This is a genomic window from Streptomyces sp. NPDC048349, from assembly GCF_040651925.1.
Lineage (GTDB): Bacteria > Actinomycetota > Actinomycetes > Streptomycetales > Streptomycetaceae > Streptomyces.
Genome location: NZ_JBEZLA010000002.1, coordinates 82,777 through 100,518, shown reverse-complemented (window position 1 = coordinate 100,518; position 17,742 = coordinate 82,777). Strand labels below are relative to the sequence as shown.

General features: G+C 70.1%; 16 protein-coding genes. 12 read left to right on the top strand and 4 right to left on the bottom strand.

All coding sequences use genetic code 11. The features are described from left to right. Nucleotides 1-91: 91 nt before the first annotated feature. Together AB0D44_RS02220 and AB0D44_RS02215 are read right to left on the bottom strand one after the other, a co-directional pair. Complete coding sequence (locus AB0D44_RS02220; RefSeq protein WP_362583063.1) at nt 92-814, bottom strand: Crp/Fnr family transcriptional regulator; 723 nt, start codon at nt 812-814, stop codon at nt 92-94. Between the two features lie 99 nt (nt 815-913). Further along, entirely contained in the window at nt 914-3,400 is a 2,487-nt protein-coding gene (locus AB0D44_RS02215) for a YfhO family protein (protein WP_362583061.1), read from the bottom strand. A 490-nt stretch (nt 3,401-3,890) separates the two neighbouring features. Here AB0D44_RS02215 and rpsL point away from each other — a divergent pair, with 490 nt between their 5' ends. From rpsL to AB0D44_RS02190, 5 genes are all read left to right on the top strand, one after another. Continuing rightward, on the top strand, nt 3,891-4,262 hold the full coding sequence (rpsL, locus tag AB0D44_RS02210; RefSeq protein ID WP_007265893.1) for a 30S ribosomal protein S12: 372 nt from the start codon (nt 3,891-3,893) through the stop codon (nt 4,260-4,262). A 2-nt stretch (nt 4,263-4,264) separates the two neighbouring features. Continuing rightward, on the top strand, nt 4,265-4,735 hold the full coding sequence (gene rpsG, locus AB0D44_RS02205; protein WP_007265894.1) for a 30S ribosomal protein S7: 471 nt from the start codon (nt 4,265-4,267) through the stop codon (nt 4,733-4,735). 39 nt (nt 4,736-4,774) lie between these two features. Further along, complete coding sequence (gene fusA, locus AB0D44_RS02200) at nt 4,775-6,907, top strand: elongation factor G (protein ID WP_362583059.1); 2,133 nt, start codon at nt 4,775-4,777, stop codon at nt 6,905-6,907. A 149-nt stretch (nt 6,908-7,056) separates the two neighbouring features. Continuing rightward, nucleotides 7,057-8,250: an elongation factor Tu gene (gene tuf, locus AB0D44_RS02195; RefSeq protein WP_352214024.1), complete on the top strand. Its 1,194-nt coding sequence runs from the start codon at nt 7,057-7,059 to the stop codon at nt 8,248-8,250. Between the two features lie 219 nt (nt 8,251-8,469). Next, entirely contained in the window at nt 8,470-8,835 is a 366-nt protein-coding gene (locus AB0D44_RS02190) for a hypothetical protein (protein ID WP_362583056.1), read from the top strand. A 97-nt stretch (nt 8,836-8,932) separates the two neighbouring features. Here AB0D44_RS02190 and rfbC read toward each other — a convergent pair whose 3' ends face one another. Both rfbC and rfbA read right to left on the bottom strand, forming a co-directional pair. Next, entirely contained in the window at nt 8,933-9,532 is a 600-nt protein-coding gene (gene rfbC, locus AB0D44_RS02185; protein ID WP_362583053.1) for a dTDP-4-dehydrorhamnose 3,5-epimerase, read from the bottom strand. Continuing rightward, nucleotides 9,529-10,404, bottom strand: coding sequence for a glucose-1-phosphate thymidylyltransferase RfbA (gene rfbA, locus AB0D44_RS02180; RefSeq protein ID WP_362583051.1), 876 nt, complete (start codon nt 10,402-10,404; stop codon nt 9,529-9,531). The genes rfbC and rfbA overlap by 4 nt, the downstream gene beginning before the upstream one ends. Nucleotides 10,405-10,486: 82 nt before the next feature. On the opposite strand from rfbA, the gene rfbB reads away from it, so the two are divergent. The 7 genes from rfbB (at nt 10,487) to AB0D44_RS02145 (ending at nt 17,684) form a co-directional block, all read left to right on the top strand. After that, nucleotides 10,487-11,464 carry a dTDP-glucose 4,6-dehydratase gene (gene rfbB / locus AB0D44_RS02175; RefSeq protein ID WP_362583049.1) on the top strand — a complete coding sequence of 326 codons (978 nt, stop codon included), beginning with the start codon at nt 10,487-10,489 and terminating at the stop codon, nt 11,462-11,464. A gap of 47 nt (nt 11,465-11,511) precedes the next feature. Next, nucleotides 11,512-12,381 carry a dTDP-4-dehydrorhamnose reductase gene (rfbD, locus tag AB0D44_RS02170; RefSeq protein ID WP_362583404.1) on the top strand — a complete coding sequence of 290 codons (870 nt, stop codon included), beginning with the start codon at nt 11,512-11,514 and terminating at the stop codon, nt 12,379-12,381. Continuing rightward, complete coding sequence (locus tag AB0D44_RS02165; RefSeq protein ID WP_362583047.1) at nt 12,378-13,709, top strand: hypothetical protein; 1,332 nt, start codon at nt 12,378-12,380, stop codon at nt 13,707-13,709. The genes rfbD and AB0D44_RS02165 overlap by 4 nt, the downstream gene beginning before the upstream one ends. 68 nt (nt 13,710-13,777) lie before the next feature. Further along, nucleotides 13,778-14,467 carry a glycosyltransferase family 2 protein gene (locus AB0D44_RS02160; RefSeq protein ID WP_362583044.1) on the top strand — a complete coding sequence of 230 codons (690 nt, stop codon included), beginning with the start codon at nt 13,778-13,780 and terminating at the stop codon, nt 14,465-14,467. After that, a complete protein-coding gene (locus tag AB0D44_RS02155) occupies nt 14,464-14,874 on the top strand; it encodes a DUF2304 domain-containing protein (protein WP_362583042.1) in 411 nt (136 codons plus the stop codon). Before AB0D44_RS02160 ends, AB0D44_RS02155 begins: the two co-directional genes overlap by 4 nt. A gap of 6 nt (nt 14,875-14,880) precedes the next feature. Beyond that, nucleotides 14,881-15,780 (top strand): glycosyltransferase family 2 protein, encoded by a 900-nt coding sequence (locus tag AB0D44_RS02150; RefSeq protein ID WP_362583040.1) that lies wholly within the window; start codon nt 14,881-14,883, stop codon nt 15,778-15,780. 32 nt (nt 15,781-15,812) lie between these two features. Then, nucleotides 15,813-17,684: a hypothetical protein gene (locus AB0D44_RS02145; protein WP_362583037.1), complete on the top strand. Its 1,872-nt coding sequence runs from the start codon at nt 15,813-15,815 to the stop codon at nt 17,682-17,684. Nucleotides 17,685-17,742 lie beyond the last annotated feature (58 nt).

Genomic DNA, 17,742 nt, shown 5'->3' with positions numbered 1-17,742 from the left:
GTGGCGCAGGCGGGCGCGTCGCCGTGAGGGCGGATGACGCACCCGGAGTGTGACGCCGTGCACTGAAGGACGGGCGGTCCTGACGGTGCGCTCAGCCCCGGCCGGGCGGCTGGGTGGCCCGGGCGATCCGCCGCAGGACGTCCGGGCGGACGATCACCAGGGCGCGGCGGCCGGTGGTCACGACCCCGCGTTCGCGCAGCTCCTTGAGTTCGCGCTGGACCATTTCGCGCGAGGCCCCCACCGCTCCGGCCAGCTCTTCCTTGGTGAGCGGAACGGACAGCTCCACCCCGGTGGGGCCGGGGCGGCCGTGGGTTCGGGACAGGTCCAGGAGCAGGACGGCGAGGCGCTCGCGCACGCTCAGCGAGGCGAACTCCAGGCGGCGCTGGTCGGCGGCCCGGGTGCGGTCGGAGGTGAGGGCGAGCAGCTGCAGGGCGGCCGCGGGGCAGTCGGCGAGGAACGCGCGGAAGGCCTCGTGGTCCACGGCCACGGCCCGGACCGGCTCCAGCGCGGTCACGGTGGCGGACCGGACGCGCCGGGTCAGGGCCGCCGACTCGCCGAGGATGTCGCCGGGCCCGCGCAGGGCCAGCAGCGCCTGGTAGCCGTTGGGGGCGACGGCCGTCACCTTGGTCCAGCCGTGCAGGACCAGCAGGATGTGCGACGAGGGTTCGTGCTGGTGGATGAGCCGGTCGCGCGGCGCGAAGGCCAGCTCGCGGCCGAGCGCGCGTAACGCCGTGCCGTCCTCGTTCTCCAGCCGGGCCAGGAAGGGGACGCGGTCGTCCAGCCCTCCGTCGCCCGGGAGGTCGTGCCCTGCCATGTGCTCCCCCGATCCATCAGGGCGGTCAATGTACTGACCGGGGGCGGCGCGTAGATCCGGAACCACGGGATTGGTGCCGGATGAACACGGACAGTGCCGCTACGAGCCCGCTCTGCGGCGGCGCAGCCCGGTCACCGCTGCGCCGATGAGGACCATCAGGCCGAGCGCCCCGCCCGCCAGGCCCGGGGTGAGCCCCTTGGGGGTGAAGGTGCACGAGACCTTGTCCGTGCCGGGGGCCAGCGGCAGGGCGACCAGCCCGTGGAAATCGCGGATCGGGGCGGAGCACCGCCAGCCGGGGACGTCCGTCATCGCGAAGACGGCGGTTCCGGTGGCGCCCCGGGGCAGGGTGGCCTCGATGGTGTGGCCGCCCGCCGTGACCCCGGTGGCCCCGGTGGCCTTCAGACGGGTGACGGCCCCGTCGAGCGCGGCGCGGTCCAGGCAGCCGACCGGGTGCTCGCCGGCGGTCGCCCCCTCGGTACGGGTCTGCACGGTGACCTCGACCCGGCCCGAGGCGGGTACCGCGCCGAGCGGGACCACCCCCGTCATCCGGTCCTCGAGGGACCTCTCCCGGCCGCCGGAGGCGAGGGTGCCGTAGAGGGCGGGGGAGTACCAGAAGGCCTCGGAGCCGGGGGCGCAGGTGGCGGCGTACGTCTGCTCGGTGGCGCTGCCGCCGCGGGTGACCGGCGGGACCCGGTAGACGGTGGAGCCCAGGACGTTCTCCTGGTGGGCGTAGACGCTGCCCGCCGGGTTGGGGGAGGTGTACGGGGCGCTGCGCACCGTGACCAGCGGCGGCGCCGGGAACGTGGAGCCCGTCCAGGTGCCCGGGACGGTGCCCGGGCGGACCCGCGCGCCGATGGAGAAGATCGCGTCGAGCACCGGGTTGTCGGCGCCGAAGAAGGTCCGGCCGTCGTTCTTGAAGCCGTAGCCGAGCGGCTCCAGCGCCCGGTACGTCGCCTCGGGGAGGTAGCTGCTGTAGTACTGCGGGCCCTCGGAGCGCAGCGCGAGGGCGTCGTTGTACGAGGTCTGCGGCGCGCCGGAGTCCGTCCGGTGGGCGGGCCAGCCGTCCACGTCCCGGACGGCGGCGAAGTGCTCGTTGATCGACTTGCTGGAGGTCGCGGCCGGCTTCGCCCAGCGCTCGCGGGCCCGGCGGGCGTCCGCGTTGGCCGCGGCCGCCGTGGACTCGGCGAAGACGACGCCGACCATCAGGGCGGCCGCCACGGGCAGCAGTGCGCGGCGCTTGTCGCCCAGCGCGAGCAGGACCAGGGCCAGCAGCGAGACCGCCCCGCCGCCGAGCACGGCGGGCCAGGTCCAGCCGCCGAAGTCGTTGGTGTGCCGGAGCACGAAGGTGGCCGCCACCAGCAGTGCGGCGGCCAGGGCCAGGTGCAGCGGGCGCGGCCGGCTGGCCAGCGCCAGCCAGGCCAGGACGACCACCATCCCGCTGAAGACGAAGGCCTCGCGGTACGGGTTGCCGTTCGGCACCGCGAGCCCGTGCCACACGTACTGCGTGGGCGGGAACTGGAACGAGACGAGGACGAGCAGGGTCGCCGCCGCCCACACCAGGCGGGTCTTCTTCGCGATGGCGGTGTTGAAGAGGAAGGTGCCGGCCAGGATCAGGCCGAGCGAGGCGACGTACAGGCGGGGGCGGCCGCCCCACAGGTGGGTGGCCGGGAGCATGCCCGCGAGGAAGATCTCGATCCGGACCGGGTCGAAGGACGCGGCCTGCGTGGGCTGCGCCGAACCGCTGGACAGGAACGACGGCAGCAGCAGCGGGAGCGTGAGCAGGATGCCGGTGGCGGCGGCCGCCCCGGCCCGCCACAGTGCGCGCAGCCGCTGCGCGCCCGTCATGTCGAGGGTGACCAGGCGCACGGCGAGCAGCACGCAGGCGGCCATCGTCGCCATCATCGCGGTGTAGAAGTTCCCGTACCAGGCGAGCGCGACGAGCAGGGCCGCCCCCGGCCACCGGCGCCCCTGAAGGCACCACTCGACGGCGATGCCGAGCATCGGGAGGGCGACCAGGCCCCACAGCCACATGGGGATGTACGAGGCGTCGCTGAGCGCCCAGCCGCACAGGCCGTAGCAGGCGCCGAGCACCCCGCGCTGCCACCACGGGCCCGGCTGCAGCTTGCCGAGGTACACCGTCATCAGGGCGGCGGCGGTGCCCATCGTGATCGGGGTGACGGCGAAGACGGCGAGGTCGACGTGTGCGCGCGGCACCAGGACGGCCAGCCAGGAAAAGGGGTTGCCCAGGTAGGTGTGGTAGTCGGACAGGAACTGCTGTCCGAAGCCGCCGCGCCAGGTGAAGAGCAGGTCCCCGGCGGCCTGCCCGTGGACCAGGTCCCACAGCGCACGGTGGAAGGGCACGTACTGGTTGGCCTGGTCGTTGATGGCCCGGCCGGTGTTGCCGAAGGGGAACGTGCCGCGGACCGCCCAGGCCGCGCAGAAGGCGCCCGAGGTGACGAGGAAGGCGAGCAGCGGCCCGTACAGCCGCGCGAGGCGCGGACGCCCGCGGCGCCGGGGCGGGGAGAGGTCGCGGCCGCCGGGGGGCGGGCTGCCCGCCGTCGTCGGCTCCGAGGTGGCCGTCCCCAATGTCCCGCTCCCTGCTGGTGGTGCCGTTCGGGATGAATCGCTCGGCAGTGTAGTTCGCCCGGCCGGTACCCGGCCCCGCCGACCGGGCCCGGGCCGGGACGCCGGCCGGTCCCGCGCCGGGCTGCACGCAGGGGTGCCGACGGGTGCTGACCAGGCCGTCCCTACCACGCCCCTACCACATGCGCGAGTCGGCAGGGCCGCGCGGGGGTGTCGCCCATGCGGCGCACGGGCCCTGCGGATCCGCGGGCCCGCGCGCCCGGGCTTTTGTTTTGACCGGAGTGGATGCGGTGGGTACGCTCAGACCTTGTGCCTGGGGTGTGCCTGGGCTCCCGTGCGTGTCCATCAACCGCAGGAGAGCCCGTATCGGCCACCGCGATCCATGCGTTTCCGTGCTTGCGCGGAGGTCCGCCGGATCCGACACACCCGACCGCGTGGGTCGGCAAAGTTCCAGGTTAGCTTCACTACACGGCACACAGAAACCGGAGAAGTAGTGCCTACGATCCAGCAGCTGGTCCGTAAGGGCCGGCAGGACAAGGTCGAGAAGACAAAGACTCCCGCGCTCGAGGCCTCGCCCCAGCGTCGCGGCGTCTGCACGCGTGTGTTCACGACCACCCCGAAGAAGCCGAACTCGGCGCTGCGTAAGGTCGCGCGTGTGCGTCTGACCTCTGGCATCGAGGTCACCGCTTACATTCCGGGTGAGGGACACAACCTGCAGGAGCACTCGATCGTGCTCGTGCGTGGTGGCCGTGTGAAGGACCTGCCGGGTGTTCGTTACAAGATCATCCGCGGTGCGCTTGACACCCAGGCTGTCAAGAACCGCAAGCAGGCCCGCAGCCGCTACGGCGCCAAGAAGGAGAAGTAAGAATGCCTCGTAAGGGCCCCGCCCCGAAGCGCCCGGTCATCATCGACCCGGTCTACGCATCTCCTCTGGTGACCTCGCTCATCAACAAGATCCTCCTGAACGGCAAGCGCTCCACCGCCGAGCGCATCGTCTACGGCGCCATGGAAGGCCTCCGCGAGAAGACCGGCAACGACCCGGTCATCACGCTGAAGCGCGCGCTGGAGAACGTCAAGCCGTCCCTCGAGGTCAAGTCCCGCCGTGTCGGTGGCGCGACCTACCAGGTCCCCGTCGAGGTCAAGCCGGGTCGTCAGTCGACCCTGGCCCTCCGCTGGCTCGTGGGCTACTCCCGCGCCCGTCGCGAGAAGACCATGACCGAGCGCCTCATGAACGAGCTGCTCGACGCCTCCAACGGTCTTGGCGCTGCCGTCAAGAAGCGCGAGGACACGCACAAGATGGCCGAGTCCAACAAGGCCTTCGCGCACTACCGCTGGTAGTCCCAACCCACATCGAGACCGAGAGAAGACTGAGCCGATATGGCTACCACTTCGCTTGACCTGGCCAAGGTGCGCAACATCGGCATCATGGCTCACATCGACGCGGGCAAGACGACCACCACCGAGCGCATCCTGTTCTACACCGGTGTGTCGTACAAGATCGGTGAAGTCCACGACGGCGCTGCCACGATGGACTGGATGGAGCAGGAGCAGGAGCGCGGCATCACGATCACGTCCGCCGCGACGACCTGCCACTGGCCGCTCGAGGACGTCGACCACACCATCAACATCATCGACACCCCTGGTCACGTTGACTTCACGGTCGAGGTGGAGCGTTCGCTCCGCGTCCTCGACGGTGCCGTCACCGTGTTCGACGGTGTCGCCGGTGTGGAGCCGCAGTCCGAGACCGTTTGGCGTCAGGCGGACCGCTACGGCGTCCCGCGCATCTGCTTCGTCAACAAGCTCGACCGTACGGGCGCCGAGTTCCACCGCTGCGTCGACATGATCAAGGACCGCCTCGGTGCGGTTCCGATCGTCATGCAGCTCCCGATCGGTGCCGAGGCCGACTTCCAGGGCGTCGTCGACCTGGTCACCATGAAGGCGTTCGTCTGGTCCGCCGAGGCGACCAAGGGCGAGATGTACGACATCGTCGACATCCCCGACACGCACACCGAGGCCGCTGAAGAGTGGCGCGGGAAGCTCGTCGAGACCGTCGCCGAGAACGACGACGAGATCATGGAGCTCTTCCTGAACGGCGACGAGCCGTCCGTGGAGCAGCTGCACGCCGCCGTCCGTCGCATCATCCTCGGCTCCGGCAAGGGCAAGGGCGAGCCCACGATCACCGCGGTGTTCTGTGGCACGGCGTTCAAGAACAAGGGTGTTCAGCCCCTGCTCGACGCCGTCGTCCGCTACCTGCCGTCGCCGCTGGACATCGAGGCCATCGAGGGCCACGACGTCCGCGACGCCGAGACGGTCGTGAAGCGCAAGCCGTCCGACGAGGAGCCCCTCGCCGCGCTCGCGTTCAAGATCATGAGCGACCCGCACCTCGGTAAGCTCACCTTCGTCCGGGTGTACTCGGGCCGCCTGGAGGCCGGCACTGCGGTGCTGAACTCCGTCAAGGGCAAGAAGGAGCGCATCGGCAAGATCTACCGCATGCACGCCAACAAGCGTGAAGAGATCGACGCGGTGGGCGCCGGTGACATCGTCGCCGTCATGGGCCTGAAGCAGACCACCACCGGTGAGACGCTGTGTGACGACAAGGCACCCGTGATCCTGGAGTCCATGGACTTCCCGGCTCCGGTCATCCAGGTCGCCATCGAGCCCAAGTCCAAGGGTGACCAGGAGAAGCTGGGTGTCGCCATCCAGCGTCTCGCGGAGGAGGACCCCTCCTTCCACGTTCACTCGGACGAGGAGACGGGCCAGACCATCCTCGGCGGTATGGGCGAGCTGCACCTCGAGGTGCTGGTCGACCGTATGAAGCGCGAGTTCAAGGTCGAGGCCAACGTCGGCAAGCCGCAGGTCGCGTACCGCGAGACGATCCGCAAGGCCGTCGAGCGTCACGACTACACCCACAAGAAGCAGACCGGTGGTACCGGTCAGTTCGCCAAGGTGCAGATCGCGATCGAGCCCATCACCGAGACCGACGGTCCGGCGTACGAGTTCGTGAACAAGGTCACCGGTGGACGCGTCCCGAAGGAGTACATCCCTTCGGTCGACGCCGGTGCGCAGGAAGCCATGCAGTTCGGCATCCTGGCCGGGTACGAGATGACGGGCGTTCGCGTCACGCTTCTCGACGGTGGCTACCACGAGGTCGACTCCTCCGAGCTCGCGTTCAAGATCGCCGGTTCGCAGGCCTTCAAGGAGGCCGCGCGCAAGGCTTCTCCCGTGCTCCTTGAGCCGATGATGGCCGTCGAGGTCACCACGCCCGAGGACTACATGGGTGACGTCATCGGCGACATCAACTCCCGCCGTGGCCAGATCCAGGCCATGGAGGAGCGTCACGGCGCCCGCGTCGTGAAGGGCCTCGTGCCGCTTTCGGAGATGTTCGGCTACGTCGGAGACCTCCGCAGCAAGACCTCGGGTCGCGCCAGCTACTCGATGCAGTTCGACTCCTACGCCGAGGTTCCCCGGAACGTCGCCGAGGAGATCATCGCGAAGGCCAAGGGCGAGTAACTCTTCCGAGTTCACGCTTTAGGCTTGCCACCGGAGCCTCTGGGGCAACAGGAGCAAAACTCCCGTTGCCCCGGGGGAGCCGGCTATCCAGCAAAGATCACCTGGCGCCGATCTGTAAGGCGTACAGAACCACTCTCAGGAGGACCCCCGTGGCGAAGGCGAAGTTCGAGCGGACTAAGCCGCACGTCAACATCGGCACCATCGGTCACATTGACCACGGTAAGACGACCCTCACGGCCGCCATTACCAAGGTGCTGCACGACAAGTACCCGGACCTGAACGCGGCCTCGGCCTTCGATCAGATCGACAAGGCTCCTGAGGAGCGCCAGCGCGGTATCACCATCTCCATCGCGCACGTCGAGTACCAGACCGAGGCGCGTCACTACGCCCACGTCGACTGCCCGGGTCACGCGGACTACATCAAGAACATGATCACCGGTGCCGCGCAGATGGACGGCGCGATCCTCGTGGTCGCCGCCACCGACGGCCCGATGCCGCAGACCAAGGAGCACGTGCTCCTGGCCCGCCAGGTCGGCGTTCCGTACATCGTCGTCGCCCTGAACAAGGCCGACATGGTGGACGACGAGGAGATCCTGGAGCTCGTCGAGCTCGAGGTCCGTGAGCTCCTCTCCGAGTACGAGTTCCCGGGCGACGACCTGCCGGTCGTCCGCGTCTCCGCGCTGAAGGCGCTCGAGGGCGACAAGGAGTGGGGCGACAAGCTCCTCGGCCTGATGGACGCCGTCGACGAGGCCATCCCGACCCCGCCGCGTGACACCGAGAAGCCGTTCCTCATGCCCGTCGAGGACGTCTTCACGATCACCGGTCGCGGTACGGTCGTCACCGGCCGTATCGAGCGTGGTGTCCTGAAGGTCAACGAGACCGTCGACATCATCGGTATCAAGGAAGAGAAGACCACCACCACGGTCACCGGTATCGAGATGTTCCGCAAGCTCCTCGACGAGGGCCAGGCGGGCGAGAACGTCGGTCTGCTCCTCCGTGGCATCAAGCGCGAGGACGTCGAGCGCGGCCAGGTCATCATCAAGCCCGGTTCGGTCACCCCGCACACCGAGTTCGAGGCCCAGGCCTACATCCTGTCGAAGGACGAGGGTGGCCGTCACACCCCCTTCTTCAACAACTACCGTCCGCAGTTCTACTTCCGTACCACGGACGTCACGGGTGTCGTCACCCTGCCGGCCGGCACGGAGATGGTCATGCCGGGCGACAACACCGAGATGTCGGTCGCGCTGATCCAGCCGGTCGCCATGGAGGAGGGCCTGAAGTTCGCCATCCGTGAGGGTGGTCGTACCGTGGGCGCCGGCCAGGTCACCAAGATCACGAAGTAATTCGTGCTCTGACCTGGTAGCTCGCTGAAGCGGGCACCATGTTCCACTGAAGGGCCCCGTCCCCCCGCTCCGGCGGAGGGACGGGGCCCTTCGGCGTGCGCGGGGCGTCCCTCCCCGTTCGGCCGTCATCCCCTCGGGTGCGCAGCGGATGCCTCGTGGGGCGCGGCAGGTCAGGCTGCGGTCAAGGGCATCGACCACCGCACAGACGAGGACCGAGCCATGTTCGAACACGGAGGCGCCCGGCTCCGGCACGCCGGCGTCATCACCGGGGCGGCGCTGCTGCTCACGGCCACGGCCACGGCCTGCTCGGCCGGGAAGACCACCGTGGGCACACTCGCGTTCCGCGCCCACGACTCCCCGATCGAGGTCACGTACTCGAACACCCCCGTCCAGGGCTGCCACGAGATCCGCCTCCCGCACGGCGCGGCGCACGTGGAGAACCACAGCCTGGTCGACGTGGTCGTGTACCGGACGCCGAAGTGCCAGAAGACCGAGGAGGCCGACGGCATCTACATCCCGGTCTCCACGTCGAACGTGACCGCCCCCGGCAGCCTGCCGTGGCGCAGCTTCTCCGTCATCCACTGACCGGGCCCGGCCGGTTGCGGCGCGCAACGACCGAGGGCCGCACCCCGGGAAGGGGGTGCGGCCCTCGGATGCGGCCCTCGGTCGCGAAGGCGCGGGGTCAGCTCGTGCGGAGCGACTCCGTGAACTCCTTGCAGACGGCGTAGTCGGGCAGCAGCCCGGACGCGATCGCCTCGGCCAGCGACGGCGCGGCCTCGTCGCGGGCCGACAGCAGCGGGACGTCGGCCGGCCACTCGATGCCGAGATCGGCGTCGAGCGGGTGGACGGAGTGCTCGCCGGTCGGGTTGTACGTCTCCGAGCAGAGGTACGAGAGCGTCGCGTCGTCGCTCAGCGCGCAGAACCCGTGGCCCAGACCCTCGGGGATGTAGACCGCGCGGCGGTCCACGTCGTCCAGGCGGACGCCCTCCCACCGGCCGAAGGTGGGGGAGCCGACCCGCAGGTCGACGATGACGTCGAGCACGGCGCCGCGCACGCAGGTCACGTACTTGGCCTGGCCGCGCGGGACATCGGCGAAGTGAATGCCGCGGACCACGCCCGCGGAGGAGACCGACAGGTTCGCCTGCGCCAGGTTCAGCGGGTGGCCCACGACCTCGGCCAGCCGGTCGAAGCGGTACCACTCGGTGAACAGGCCGCGCGGGTCGCCGTGCAGCTGCGGGGTGACCTCGAAGGCGCCTTCGATGGAGAGTTCGCGGAACTTCATCGCGCGGCCTCCTCGTCGAGCAGGGTGAGCAGGTAGTTGCCGTAACCGCTCTTGGTGAGGGGCTCGGCCAGCGCGCGCAGCTGTGCGGAATCGATCAGGCCGGCCCGCCAGGCCGCCTCCTCGATGCAGCCGATCTTGAAGCCCTGGCGCTCCTCGATCACGCGGACGAACTCGGAGGCCTGCACCATCGAGACGAAGGTGCCGGTGTCCAGCCACGCGGTACCGCGGTCGAGGATGGTGACGTTCAGCTCGCCGGCCTGGAGGTACGCGTCGTTGACGGCGGTGATCTCCAGCTCGCCGCGGGCGCTGGGCTTCAGGCCGCGGGCGATCTCGACGACCTGGTTGTCGTAGAAGTACAGGCCCGGCACCGCGTAACGGGACTTGGGCTTGGCCGGCTTCTCCTCGATGGAGATGGCCTGGCCCGTCTCGTCGAACTCCACCACGCCGTACGCGGTCGGGTCCGCCACCGGGTACGCGAAGACCCGGCCGCCCTTGGCGTCGGTGTGCTGCGCGAGGCGGGTGCCGAGGCCGCTGCCGTGGAAGATGTTGTCGCCGAGGATCAGTGCGACGGACTCGTCACCGATGAAGTCGGCGCCGAGGACGAAGGCCTGGGCGATGCCCTCCGGGCGCTCCTGGACGGCGTACTCGAGCCGCAGGCCGAACTGCGAACCGTCGCCGAGCAGCCGCTCGAACTGGTCGCGGTCTTCAGGAGTGGTGATGATCAGGATCTCGCTGATACCCGCCATCACCAGGGTGGACAGCGGGTAGTAGATCATCGGCTTGTCGAAGACGGGCAGCAACTGCTTCGAGACTGCCCGGGTCAGCGGCCAGAGTCGGGATCCGGTACCACCGGCCAAGAGGATTCCACGCATGGGGAGAACCCTATGCGAGAGGGTGTGGGGGAGCCGAGCCCAGGGCATGTGACGTTCGGCGGGCGGCTAGACTCTTCGTATTATGCGCATCCTCGTGACCGGCGGCGCCGGCTTCATCGGTTCAGAATTCGTCCGCCAGCAGCTCGGTGCAGATGCCTCGGCCCGGATCACGGTCTTCGACAAGCTGACCTATTCCGGAGTCGAAGCGAATCTGGCGCCGGTCGCGGACCACTCGGGATACACCTTCGTCAAGGGCGACATCTGCGACGCCGAGGCCGTCGACCAGGTGATGGCCGGCCACGACGTCGTCGTGCACTTCGCCGCCGAGTCGCACGTGGACCGCTCCATCGCCGGCGCGGGCCCCTTCGTGATGACCAACGTGGTGGGCACCCAGGTCCTCCTGGACGCCGCCCGCAAGCACGGCGTCGGCCGCTTCGTCCACATCTCGACGGACGAGGTCTACGGCTCGATCACCGAGGGCTCCTGGACGGAGGAGTGGCCGCTGGTGCCGAACTCCCCGTACTCCGCCTCGAAGGCGTCGTCCGACCTGCTGGCGCTGGCCTACCACCGCACGCACGGCATGGACGTGGTGGTCACCCGTTGCTCCAACAACTACGGGCACTACCAGTTCCCCGAGAAGGTCATCCCGCTGTTCGTCTCGAACCTGATGGACGGCAAGAAGGTCCCGCTGTACGGCAACGGCGGCAACGTCCGCGACTGGCTGCACGTCTCCGACCACTGCCGCGGCATCGACCTGGCCATGCGCAAGGGCCGCGCCGGCGAGGTCTACAACATCGGCGGCGGCACCGAGCTCACCAACAAGGAGCTCACCGGCGTCCTGCTCGAGGCCGCCGGCCTCGGCTGGGACATGGTCGAGCACGTCGAGGACCGCAAGGGTCACGACCTGCGCTACTCCATCGACATCAGCAAGATCGGTGCCGAGCTCGGCTACGCCCCGCAGGTCACCTTCGAGGACGGCATCAAGGCCACGATCGAGTGGTACCGCGAGAACCGCGCCTGGTGGGAGCCCCTCAAGGCGAAGGCAGCGCTGCAGAAGTGAGCGGCCACCCCAGGGACACGCGCTGGCTCGTCACCGGCGCCGCCGGGATGCTCGGCCGGGACGTCCTGGCCGCCTTGAAGGACTCCCGCATCGAGGCCGTCGGCCTGGGTCGCGCCGACCTCGACATCACCGACCCGGCAGCCGTCCGGGCCGCCGTCGAGGGCGTCGACGTGGTCGTCAACTGCGCTGCCTGGACGGACGTGGACGGCGCCGAGACCGCCGAGGAAGCCGCCACCGCCGTCAACGGCACGGGCGTGCGCGTCCTCGCCGAGGCATGCGCCGCCGCCCACGTGCGCCTGATCCACGTCTCCACCGACTACGTGCTGCCCGGCGACGCCTCGGAGCCGTACCGCGAGGACGCCGAGACGGGCCCGGTCAACGCCTACGGACGCAGCAAGCTGGTCGGCGAGCGGGCCGTGGCCGAACTCCTGCCGCAGGACGGCTACGTGGTGCGCACCGCGTGGCTGTACGGCGAGCACGGACCCAACTTCGTGGCCACCATGCTGAAGCTGGCCGCGCAACGGGACACCCTCGACGTCGTCGACGACCAGCACGGCCAGCCCACGTGGTCCCGTGCGCTGGCCCGCCACCTGGTCGAGCTCGGCCAGGCGGCGCTGAAGGGCTGGGCCATGGGCGGGATCTACCACGGCACTGCGAGCGGCCGGACCACCTGGATGGGGCTCGCCCGCGAGACCTACCGGCTGAGCGGGCTCGACCCGGAGCGGATCCGTCCGACCACCTCCGAGGCCTTCGTGCGCCCCGCGGTCCGCCCCTCCTTCAGCGTGCTCGCGCACGACGCGTGGGACGAAGCGGGCCTGGCACCCCTCGCCGACTGGCGGGAACAGCTCGCCGAGGCCCTCGGTACCCCCGTCTTCGCCGCACTGGCCGACCAGGCCCGGGACGGCCGAGCGGGATGAGAACCCTGCTGAACAAGCTGACCGCGGCGCTGCCGCCGGGCACCGTCGCGGTGGCCGGCGGCACCGTCGTGCTCGGCGCGGCCTCCTACGTCCACCTGGGCGTGGCCGGTCACAGCCTGTCCGCACAGGACATGGCGAACGTCTCCGTGCTGTGGACGATCGTGATGTCCGTCGGCATCGGCGTCTTCTTCCCCATCGAGCAGGAGCTCACCCGGATCGTCTCCGCCCGCGCGGTCCTCGGCCAGGGCGCGGCCCCGGTGCTCCGCCGCGCCACCCTGCTGACCGGGGCGATGCTCGGCGCGACCCTGCTGGTCCTGGGCCTGGGCGCGGGCCCGATCGCCGACCTGCTCTTCCAGGGCGACCGCGCCCTGGTGGGCGCGCTCGGCGGAGCCTTCGCGGGCATGGCCGTCTGCTACCTGACCCGCGGCGTCCTGGCCGGCCTCGGCCGCTTCGCCGCGTACGGCACCCAGCTGGCCGTCGACGGCGGCCTGCGGATCGTGCTCGCCTTCGGCTGCGCGCTGCTCGGGCTGCACTCCGCGCTCGCCTTCAGCCTGGTGCTGGCCCTGGCTCCGATCGCCGCGACGCTGGTCACCCTGCCGACGCTGCTGCGCGCGGTCGGACCCGGCGAGCCGATCGCCTGGCGGGAGCTGTGCAACGGCCTGGGCCTGCTCATCTGCGCGACCCTGCTGTCCCAGGCCGTCGTCAATGCGGCCGTCGTCAGCACCAAGCTGCTGGCCCCCGCCGACAGCGTGCTGATCGCGGCCCTGCTCAGCGCGCTCGTCCTGGCGCGGGTGCCGCTCTTCGTCTTCGGCTCGCTGCAGGCCTCGCTGCTGAGCGGCCTCACCGCGGCCTTCACGGCCGGCGACCGGGCCGCGTTCTGGGCGATGCTGCGCCGGATCGCGCTGGTCGTCGGCGGGCTCGGCCTGCTCGGCGGCGTGCCCGCCACCGCGCTCGGGCCCTGGCTGATCGAGGTGCTCTTCGACGCCAAGCCGAGGCTGGGCTGCTTCGACTTCTTCCTGATGTCCGCGGGCACCGTGGCGTACATGTTCGCGATGGTCCTCGGACAGGCGCTCATGGTATTCAAGCGGCACAACCTGCAGCTGCTCTGCTGGGTCCTCGGCACCGCGGTCCTGGTGGGCATCACCCTGATACCCGGGGACGTGGCCCTGCGCGTGATCGTTGCCTACGCTCTCGGCTCCCTGGCCACCGTGCTCGCTATGCTGGCAGCGCTGAGGCTGAGCTTCCCCGGAGCGGCTGCGGCCGCCACCGAAGGTCCCGGGCAGACCGCCGACACAGGCAGCCTGGGCGTAGGTGCGGTCGGACCATAGCCATGCCTGCCCACGACGTCACACCGATCACCGAGCACTCGTTTGTGCCCCGTTCCGCTGGAGCTACCGTGTCCGATTACGACGATGTCTGGCTGGTCATACCGGCCTATAACGAGGGCCAGGTGATCGCCGACGTGGTCGAGGGGGCCCGCAAGACGTTCCCCAACATCGTCGTCGTCGACGACGGCAGCACCGACGACTCGGCCAAGCACATAGCCACGACCGGCGCCCACCTGGTGCGCCACCCGGTCAACCTGGGCCAGGGCGCCGCCCTGCAGACCGGACTCACGTACGCGCTCGCCCAGCCCGGCGCCCGCTACTTCGCCACCTTCGACGCGGACGGTCAGCACCAGACCAAGGACGTCGAGACGATGGTCGCGGTGCTGCGCCGCGGGGAGGCCGACGTCGTCCTCGGCTCCCGCTTCATCGAGCAGAACGGCCAGGTGCCGTGGATCAAGCAGGTGGTGCTGCGCACGGCCGCCGCCGTCAGCCCGACCGCCCGCAAGCTCAAGCTCACCGACGCGCACAACGGTCTGCGCGTCCTGGGCCGTGAGGCCGCCGAGCAGCTGAACATCACCATGAACGGCATGGCGCACGCGTCCGAGCTCGTCGGTTTCCTGGCCGGCTCCGACCTGCGGGTCACCGAGGTCCCGGTGGACATCCTCTACACCGATTACTCACGCGCCAAGGGTCAGTCCCTGATCAACGGCGTCAACATCCTTTTTGACATTTCGCTGCGGGAGCGTGGGCGTCGATGAAGTACTTCTGGATCCAGCTGCTGCTGATCCTCGGCTCGGTGTCCATGGCCCTCATGTTCATCCGGACCTGGGGCCAGGCGAAGAACCGGGCGTGGAAGCGCATAGCGTTCTCCGTGTTCGTGGTCGTCAACGTCTACGCGGTGCTCCGCCCGACGGACGTCACCTGGCTCGCCCAGCAGCTCGGCGTCGGCCGAGGCACCGACCTGGTGCTCTACGTGATGGTGCTCGCGATGGGCTTCCTCACGCTCAACACCTTCCTGCGCTTCCGGTCGCTGGAGAAGAAGATCACCGACCTGGCGCGGACCGTGGCCATCAACGAGGGCGTCCGGCACAACGACGAGCGCCTCGGGCAGGACTCCGCCCCGGGCACCGGCGCGGGCGCCGGCTCCGACTCCGTGAAGGCCTGACGCCCGATGGTGACCTTCGACTTCATGCTCCCCTACTACGGGGACGTGCAGCTGATGCAGGACGCCGTGCGCAGCGTCCTGGCGCAGACCGACCGGGACTTCCGGCTCGTCGTCATCGACGACGGCAAGGAGCCGGGCGTGCCCGGCTGGTTCGAGCAGCTCGGCGACGAGCGGGTCCACTACACCCGCAACGAGCGCAACCTCGGCATCACCAAGAACTTCCAGAAGTGCGTGGAGCTCTCCGAGGCCGACTACGTGGTCATCATGGGCTGCGACGACATCCTGCACCCGCACTACCTGCAGACCGTCCGCGGGATCATCGGCGCCCACCCGGGCATCGGCATGGTCCAGCCGGGCGTCGAGGTCATCGACGGCACGGGCCGGGTCTCCCAGGGCCTTGCGGACAACACCAAGAAGCGGCTGTACGCGCCGCAGGTCAAGGGCCGCCGGCTGATGGGCGGGGAGGAGCTGGCCGCCAGCGTGCTGCGCGGGAACTGGCTGTACTTCCCCTCCATCGCCTGGCGCGGCGAGGCGCTGCGCAAGGTGAACTTCCGCGACGACTACTCCGTGATCCAGGACCTCGCGCTGGTCGTCGACCTGCTGGAGAGCGGCGAGGAGATGGTGATCGACAACTCGACCACGGTCTTCCAGTACCGTCGCCACGCGGTCAGCGAGTCCTCGGTGCAGGCCTTCTCCGGAACCCGGTTCGCCGAGGCCGAGCGGTACTTCGCCGCGGTCGCCGCGCGCATGGACGCGCGCGGCTGGCCCAAGGCGGCCCGCGCGGCGCGCTTCCACAGCGCCTCCCGCCTGCACGCGCTCACCATGCTCCCCGGCGCACTGCGCCGCGGGCACCGGGAGGGCGCCCGCACCCTGGCGAAGCACGCGTTCACCTCCGGCCAGAACTGAGCCGAGACCGCACACCACGAAACGGGACTGAGATGACACACCTGGCCCCCGAGGAGGTCGGTGAGGCCGGCGCCCCGGCGCCCCGCCCCGCCCCGACAGCGGAAGGAAAGAGCCGTCTGTCCCCTTCACGGAGCCGGGCGTGGCTCTCCCGGCGGTGGGTGCTGCCGCTGGCCGAGGCCGTGGTCAGCCTGGTGGCGGCCCTCGGGTTCACGCTGCTGAGCACGCACATCAGCGTGAACCCGCTCGTGCGCATCGGCCAGGTCAGCGGGCTCGCCAAGCTCCAGCAGTACGTGGCCGTCCTCGGCCTGCCGCTGCTCGCGGTCCTGCTCTACACCGCCTACCGCGGCACGCTGCTGCGCCACCAGCTGGTCAAGCGCCTGGTCTGCGCGGCCCTGGCGGGCCTGGCCACCGGTGTGGTGGCGGGCGGCGTGGTCGTCGCCCTGCGCGGAACGCCCTGGGGCCTCGGCGGTCAGGAGGGCGACCCGGGCGCCCTGATCGACATGGCCAACTCGTTCCTGCACGGCGAGGGCATGTCGGGCATCTACCCGCCCCTCTTCCCCGGCCTGATGGCCGTCTGGGCGAAGTTCCGCCACGACGTGCCCGGCGGGACCGGGTTCGCCCTCAAGGACTTCCAGATCTTCTTCACCGCGATCGCGGGCCCGATGACGTACCTGGCCTGGCGGCTGCTGCTGCGGCCGTTCTGGGCCCTGCTGATCGCCGTGCCGTCGGCGGTGCTCTTCCTCGACCCGATCCGCCCGTACAGCCACGTCTCCATGCTGGTGCTGCTGCCGCTGCTCGGTGTCTGCCTGCGCGAGATGCGCCGGGCCGCCTCGCGGCCGCTGCGCCCGAGCCTGCTGCGCGGTGCGCTCCTGGGCCTCGTCTTCGGCGTGGTCTTCCTCTGGTACTCCGGCTGGTTCGTCTGGTCCGCGCCCGGCGTGGGCCTGCTGGCGCTGTTCCTCTTCCCCTGGCGGGCCGGTCGGACGGCGGTCAAGCGGGCCGCCGCGTTCGTCGGCATCACCCTCCTGACGGCCGGTGTCGTCGGCGCCCCCCTGCTCTACCAGATGATCCGGCTCGGTTCGCAGCATCCGGACCGCTACGGCTTCCTGGCCGTGTACGTCGACCCGGCGTACGTCCTGGGCTGGGTGTCCGACCGGTCCGGGCAGCTGGAGTACCAGAACTGGCCGGTGGCGGGCGAGATGGCGGGGCAGAGCGGCTTCGCCCTGCTGCTGCTGTTCGCCGTGGGCCTCGGCGTGGGCCTGGGGCTGCGCAACATCATGGTGCGCACGGCCGCCGCCACCCTGGCCGGCGCCTGGCTGGTCCGCTTCTGGTTCGCCTCGCACATGGCGCACGACAAGGCGGTGCAGCTCTACCCGCGCACCACGTGGATCATCATGTACTGCCTGATGATCCTGGCCGTCCTCGGCATGATGGCCGTGGTCCACCGCGGCTCCGGATGGGCCGAACGCACGCTGCGGCCCGCGGGCGCCGAACCGGCGGCCCGGGTCCTTCCGCGACGGGTGGTGCAGCAGCTGTCGGCCGGCATGGTGTGCGCGATCGCCCTGTTCGCCACGATGGGCGCCTCCTGGTCGGTGAACCGGTACATGCCGCAGTCCAACGAGATGTCGATGGGCATCGACGCCTACCGGGCCCACACCGTCAAGAAGGCCGACGGCCGCTGCCCGCGCTTCGCCCCCGGGGGCCAGTGCCAGGACATCGTGACGAAGGACTGGCGCCAGAGCCCCGACCGCGGCTACATCTGGTGCGGCGGCATCGGCCCCTTGAACTGGCAGGCCGTCTGCGGCCGCAAGGCACCGCTGTCGGAGCTGCAGAGGGAGCAGCACAAGCAGCAGGAGGAGCAGAAGCGCCAGCAGAAGCAGCAGCAGGAGGGGCAGAAGGCGAACTAGGCCGTCTAGCCTCCGGCCCGACCGAGGACCCCCGTCCCGCGCTTCGCCGCGGACCGGG

What these genes read in the sequence shown, in the direction of transcription:
- AB0D44_RS02220 (WP_362583063.1), bottom strand. Translation starts at nt 814, where the DNA reads ATGGCAGGGCACGACCTCCCGGGCGACGGAGGGCTGGACGACCGCGTC.
- rpsG (WP_007265894.1), top strand. Translation starts at nt 4,265, where the DNA reads ATGCCTCGTAAGGGCCCCGCCCCGAAGCGCCCGGTCATCATCGACCCG.
- fusA (WP_362583059.1), top strand. Translation starts at nt 4,775, where the DNA reads ATGGCTACCACTTCGCTTGACCTGGCCAAGGTGCGCAACATCGGCATC.
- AB0D44_RS02190 (WP_362583056.1), top strand. Translation starts at nt 8,470, where the DNA reads ATGTTCGAACACGGAGGCGCCCGGCTCCGGCACGCCGGCGTCATCACC.
- rfbC (WP_362583053.1), bottom strand. Translation starts at nt 9,532, where the DNA reads ATGAAGTTCCGCGAACTCTCCATCGAAGGCGCCTTCGAGGTCACCCCG.
- rfbA (WP_362583051.1), bottom strand. Translation starts at nt 10,404, where the DNA reads ATGCGTGGAATCCTCTTGGCCGGTGGTACCGGATCCCGACTCTGGCCG.
- rfbB (WP_362583049.1), top strand. Translation starts at nt 10,487, where the DNA reads ATGCGCATCCTCGTGACCGGCGGCGCCGGCTTCATCGGTTCAGAATTC.
- rfbD (WP_362583404.1), top strand. Translation starts at nt 11,512, where the DNA reads ATGCTCGGCCGGGACGTCCTGGCCGCCTTGAAGGACTCCCGCATCGAG.
- AB0D44_RS02165 (WP_362583047.1), top strand. Translation starts at nt 12,378, where the DNA reads ATGAGAACCCTGCTGAACAAGCTGACCGCGGCGCTGCCGCCGGGCACC.
- AB0D44_RS02155 (WP_362583042.1), top strand. Translation starts at nt 14,464, where the DNA reads ATGAAGTACTTCTGGATCCAGCTGCTGCTGATCCTCGGCTCGGTGTCC.
- AB0D44_RS02150 (WP_362583040.1), top strand. Translation starts at nt 14,881, where the DNA reads ATGGTGACCTTCGACTTCATGCTCCCCTACTACGGGGACGTGCAGCTG.
- AB0D44_RS02145 (WP_362583037.1), top strand. Translation starts at nt 15,813, where the DNA reads ATGACACACCTGGCCCCCGAGGAGGTCGGTGAGGCCGGCGCCCCGGCG.